This is a genomic window from Escherichia sp. R1 (assembly GCF_003000935.1).
Classification (GTDB): domain Bacteria; phylum Pseudomonadota; class Gammaproteobacteria; order Enterobacterales; family Enterobacteriaceae; genus Escherichia; species Escherichia coli.
In genome coordinates this window covers 1-4,569 of the sequence record NZ_PSRU01000052.1, presented here as the reverse complement: position 1 = coordinate 4,569, position 4,569 = coordinate 1, and the positions used below count along the sequence as shown (strand labels likewise).

Sequence of the window (4,569 nt, the reverse complement as noted above, 5' to 3'; positions counted from 1 at the left end):
AGTACCAGCGTACGGCCCACAGAATGATGTCACGCTGAAAATGCCGGCCTTTGAATGGGTTCATGTGCAGCTCCATCAGCAAAAGGGGATGATAAGTTTATCACCACCGACTATTTGCAACAGTGCCATAAAAATCGACAGTGCGGCCCCGGCTGTCGACGGCCCGGTACAGATACGCCCAGCGGCCATTGACCTTCACGTAGGTTTCATCCATGTGCCACGGGCAAAGATCGGAAGGGTTACGCCAGTACCAGCGCAGCCGTTTTTCCATTTCAGGCGCATAACGCTGAACCCAGCGGTAAATCGTGGAGTGATCGACATTCACTCCGCGTTCAGCCAGCATCTCCTGCAGCTCACGGTAACTGATGCCGTATTTGCAGTACCAGCGTACGGCCCACAGAATGATGTCACGCTGAAAATGCCGGCCTTTGAATGGGTTCATGTGCAGCTCCATCAGCAAAAGGGGATGATAAGTTTATCACCACCGACTATTTGCAACAGTGCCGTCGTAAACGGTCGAGTTTCATGATCCGTTTGAGGTGGGCGAAAAGCATCTCCACCTTCTTTCGTTCGCAGCGAGAGACGAGGTACTCCGGTGTCTTGGCGATGCGTCGAGCCACGTCGCGGGCAGCCTCATGGATGCTGCGGACGATCTTCCGATTCGGCGTGTTGGGGCAGCATTTCGCTTTCAACGGGCAGGTGGCGCAGTCGGTTTGGCTGGAGCGGTAAATGACGGTTTTGGCCTTAGTTACCCGCGACCTTTGCTGGGTGAAGGCGCGCCATTCACTGCGTAGCGGTTTGCCGGCTGGGCAGCGATATTCATTGGCGTCCTGACTCCAGTGAAAGTCGTTACTGGAGAGGCTGTCGTCCTTGCGCTCGGTCTTGTCCCACACCGGCACATGCGGTTCGATGTCCTTTTCTTCGACCATCCAGGCCAGCATCGGGGCGGTGCCATAAGCGGTATCGCCGATAAGGCGTTCCGGTGTGAGATCGAACTGCGCCTCGACACGCTCGACCATCGTCCTAGTCGAATCGACTTCGGCGGTACGGTGCGCCGGGGTAGCTTCCACGTCCATGATCACACCGTGCTCAGTGTCGATCAGGTAATTCGTGGAGTAGGCAAAAAAGGCCGGGCCACCTGGCGCTGCTGTCCAACGGGACTGAGGATCAGTGAGCGAAATTTTCTTGGGAAGAGCCTCAGCCAGCGCCTCTTCATCAAGGGCTTCGAGGTACTCGCGCACTGCGCGGCTGCTGAGCTTTGGATCGTTCCAATCGACCTCATCTCCCGCCACCCCACGTTGCCGGCTGGCATCCGCCTTAATGATGCTGGCGTCGACGGCGAAACCTTCACCCTTGACTAGGCCGGCTGCCATGCAGCGCCGCAGCACCTCATTGAATAACCAGCGGAATAGATCGCTGTCACGAAAACGCCCATGGCGATTCTTCGAGAAGGTCGAGTGATTGGGGACTTCGTCTTCCAGACCCAACCGGCAGAACCAGCGATAGGCCAGGTTCAGGTGCACCTCTTCGCACAATCGCCGCTCGGAACGAATGCCATAGCAAGTAGCCGACGACCAGCATGCGCACCATCAACTCCGGGTCAATCGAGGGACGCCCGATGGGGCTATAGAAATCTGCCAGGTAGGCACGTAGATCACTGAGATCCAAGCACTGGTCGATGCTGCGCAGGAGATGTTGGGCCGGGACGTGATCTTCCAGATTGAACGAGTAGAACAGGCGCTGCTGTCCTCCCGGTAACTGTCCCATCATGCTGTTCGCCCCCACGCTCGCTGACAAAGCAATTTTGCCAACGGCATGGGGAGGCCGCTACTTTTTCAACAGAATCGGCCGCACACAGCCATTCGGCTCAACAGAACCCTGCCTTTACCCCACCAAACTCCGGAAACTCGCCCGGTAGTCCGTCGGCTTGAGATGCACATGTTGGCTGAGGTCGCCGGGTAGCGTGAACAGGCGCGGACCGTCCCGAAACTGGAACACGCGATACAGATGGAATTGATCGCCCGCCTCCTTGGAGAATTCGAGTTCGTTGTGGCTGACCAAGAAAGACGAGCCTACCCCGCCATTGGTGGTTTTCACCTCGATGAAGCGCTCATGGGCGTCCTCTTCGAACGACAGGATGTCGAACCCCGCACCGTCTCCCTGGGTGTCGGACACCCAATCCAGCCGCTGAAAAAGCTCTGGGTGGCCGAGCTCGGTCAGGCGTTGCTGTTCGTAGCCAATCACCCACTGCTCCCCTGCCCGGCCCAGCTTGCGGTTGGCTTCATCGCGAGCGGCATAATCGAACTTTCGCGGTAGGCGTTGCCGTAGAGATGCCGGGGTACGCACAAGCACTTCACGGGCGGGTGGTTCTACCAAAGCCGCTCGGTAGGTTTTGTCACCCGGAAGTTTTACCTCCTCCAGGGCATCGACAAGAGCGCCGACCGTCTGCTGATGTTCCAGAACGTAGGCGTGTACGGATTTACGCAGCAGCAGTTGGCTGTTGCCGCGTGGCTTGTAGCCGTTGATATAGGGCAGGCCCAGGGCATCGAGTACGGCGCTAATGTTCTGGTGCTTGAGCTCGACTGAAGACTTGCTGCGACCGTTCAGCAGTTGGCGCAGTGCCTGGTTGTGCTCGGACTTGTTGTACGGCTCCCCAGCCGCCTCGGCACGCAGCATGTCGAAATAGTCTTCGACCGTGGCCAGGACCTCTTCTTCGGACCAGTCTTCGCCGATGCGAATGATGCGAAACCCGAGCCGCGTCAGCGCCGGAACGACGGTCGCCTCGCCACCGGAGAAGCTGTCAGCAGTGAGCGGGCCCTGCTCGGGAAATTGCTTGCCGAAGGCCACACCGGCGATGGCCTTGGAATCGCAATCGGTGCCGGTCTTCGGATCACGTACCAGGAAGTCGCGGGACTTGCCGTAGCCGTGGCGCGCCAGGAATTTCGTGCGGCCCAGTTGCACGAACTCATCGATGGCAGCCTGCACGGCGGCGGGGCTTCGAAGCTGGGAGAGTTGAGACACAGGGTCCTTCCTTACTGTCATGGTGTGCCGGGAACCGCCGAGCCACGAGATTATGAGTAGCCCCTGAACAGAAACGTCACGATAAAAGCCGTGAACGCCACCAGGCCCATTAAATCCCTTGCGTATTTGCAGCCCGTGCTGTCCAAACCTGTACCAGGTCCGATCAACACGCTCCAACCATTGAGGTACGAAAACACCGCCTGACCGAACAAAAAATGCGTGATAGCCGCCGCAGCCATGACGCCGGAATCGTCAGACAGGCTGTAGCTGTTGACCATTGCCCTGTACGCCTGCATCTGAAATGGCTATTGCCCTGATGGGAGCCGGCTTTTCAGCCACCGACACCAGCGATGCCGTCAATATTCTTTACCCGATAACCATGACCGTACAAGCTAACAAGGCCTGGCAAGCCAGCGGACTTAAAAAGTCTTTTTTTCTACCATCCCACAAAAAAGTTCGTGGTGGAGAAAAGATAAGCTATGCAAGGCTTTAGGAGACGTGGTTTTTCAGGATGACGAAGAACGATTCGGCGCTAGGTGCAACATAGGTGCATCGCACGAGCGCTAGGAACGGCGAAAAAAGGCGGACGTGGCGAAATCGGTAGACGCAGCAGACTTTAAAATTGGAGTGCCCGCGGGGAAATCCGCGGAGTAGAACCGCTCAAAGTCGGGGAACGCTAACGGGCAATACCCTAAGCCAATCCCGAGCCAAGCCCCTTCGGGGGAAGGTGTAGAGACTGGACGGGCGGCGCCTAAAGCCTTCGGGCAATGGCGAAGGGACAGTCCAGACCACGAACGTCATCAGACGGCGGCGAAAGTCGAGGTGGTACGAAAATCTGCTTCTCTGTGAGAGTACGGGTTCGAGTCCCGTCGTCCGCACCACAAAGCCAAACATCCCTGCGATGATCGACCTCTGGGCGTTTGGTCGTGAGCCCGCCACCCTCGCGCTACGCTTTGCGCAGGCGTCGAAGGCGATCAGGTGCGCCCATCGATTCCGTCGAGCACCATCGCTGCGAGTTCATCGCTGGTGTGTGCACCACTATCGAGAACACGGGTTGTGCATGGAAGCCGTTCCCTTGCGGCCAAGCATCGGGCGACATTCGCTAATCGCCACTCTCGAATCTCCGCATTTCGATTCGGGTCAGGATGCATGGTCTGGTTCGCGATCCGGTGACGCAATAGGTCCTCGTTGAGCGTCAGAAAGATGTGCAGCAGCTGATCGTCGATCCGCCTTACCCCGTCGAGTATCTCAGTCAGATAGTCCGGGTGCACGAGCGTCATTGGGATGATGATGTCCTGCGAGTAATTCCTTCGAATCTCCCTGACCGCCGCGATCGTAAGTCCCCTCCACAAGGGGAGATCCTGATAGTCTCCGCTCGCTGGCATGGGGACCGTTTCTTTCACCACGAACCCGATTTCCTCGGCACTGTTGCAAATAGTCGGTGGTGATAAACTTATCATCCCCTTTTGCTGATGGAGCTGCACATGAACCCATTCAAAGGCCGGCATTTTCAGCGTGACATCATTCTGTGGGCCGTACGCTGGTACT

4 protein-coding genes and 2 pseudogenes are annotated in these 4,569 nt (G+C 57.5%); 1 reads left to right on the top strand and 5 read right to left on the bottom strand.

The window, feature by feature from the left end:
* Positions 1–127: 127 nt before the first annotated feature.
* The 4 genes and pseudogenes from C4F37_RS26710 to C4F37_RS26695 form a co-directional block, all read right to left on the bottom strand.
* Positions 128–442: pseudogene (locus C4F37_RS26710) on the bottom strand (IS6-like element IS26 family transposase); the annotation flags it as partial.
* A gap of 64 nt (positions 443–506) precedes the next feature.
* A pseudogene (locus C4F37_RS26705) lies at positions 507–1,770 on the bottom strand (IS1182-like element ISCfr1 family transposase); the annotation flags it as partial.
* A gap of 114 nt (positions 1,771–1,884) precedes the next feature.
* Positions 1,885–3,021 (bottom strand): DUF3883 domain-containing protein, encoded by a 1,137-nt coding sequence (locus C4F37_RS26700; RefSeq protein WP_000080860.1) that lies wholly within the window; start codon positions 3,019–3,021, stop codon positions 1,885–1,887.
* A gap of 50 nt (positions 3,022–3,071) precedes the next feature.
* A complete protein-coding gene (locus C4F37_RS26695; RefSeq protein ID WP_000248278.1) occupies positions 3,072–3,299 on the bottom strand; it encodes a hypothetical protein in 228 nt (75 codons plus the stop codon).
* 23 nt (positions 3,300–3,322) lie between these two features.
* Between C4F37_RS26695 and C4F37_RS26690 the strand changes: the two genes are divergently transcribed.
* Complete coding sequence (locus C4F37_RS26690; protein WP_000951934.1) at positions 3,323–3,514, top strand: hypothetical protein; 192 nt, start codon at positions 3,323–3,325, stop codon at positions 3,512–3,514.
* A 481-nt stretch (positions 3,515–3,995) separates the two neighbouring features.
* Here C4F37_RS26690 and C4F37_RS26685 read toward each other — a convergent pair.
* Positions 3,996–4,569, bottom strand: a 574-nt coding sequence (locus C4F37_RS26685; protein WP_425475792.1) for a hypothetical protein, incomplete at its 5' end; no start/stop codon positions are given.

Excerpts from the sequence above, each read along its gene's own strand:
- C4F37_RS26690 (WP_000951934.1), top strand. The coding sequence starts at position 3,323 with ATGGCTATTGCCCTGATGGGAGCCGGCTTTTCAGCCACCGACACCAGC.
- C4F37_RS26695 (WP_000248278.1), bottom strand. The coding sequence starts at position 3,299 with ATGGTCAACAGCTACAGCCTGTCTGACGATTCCGGCGTCATGGCTGCG.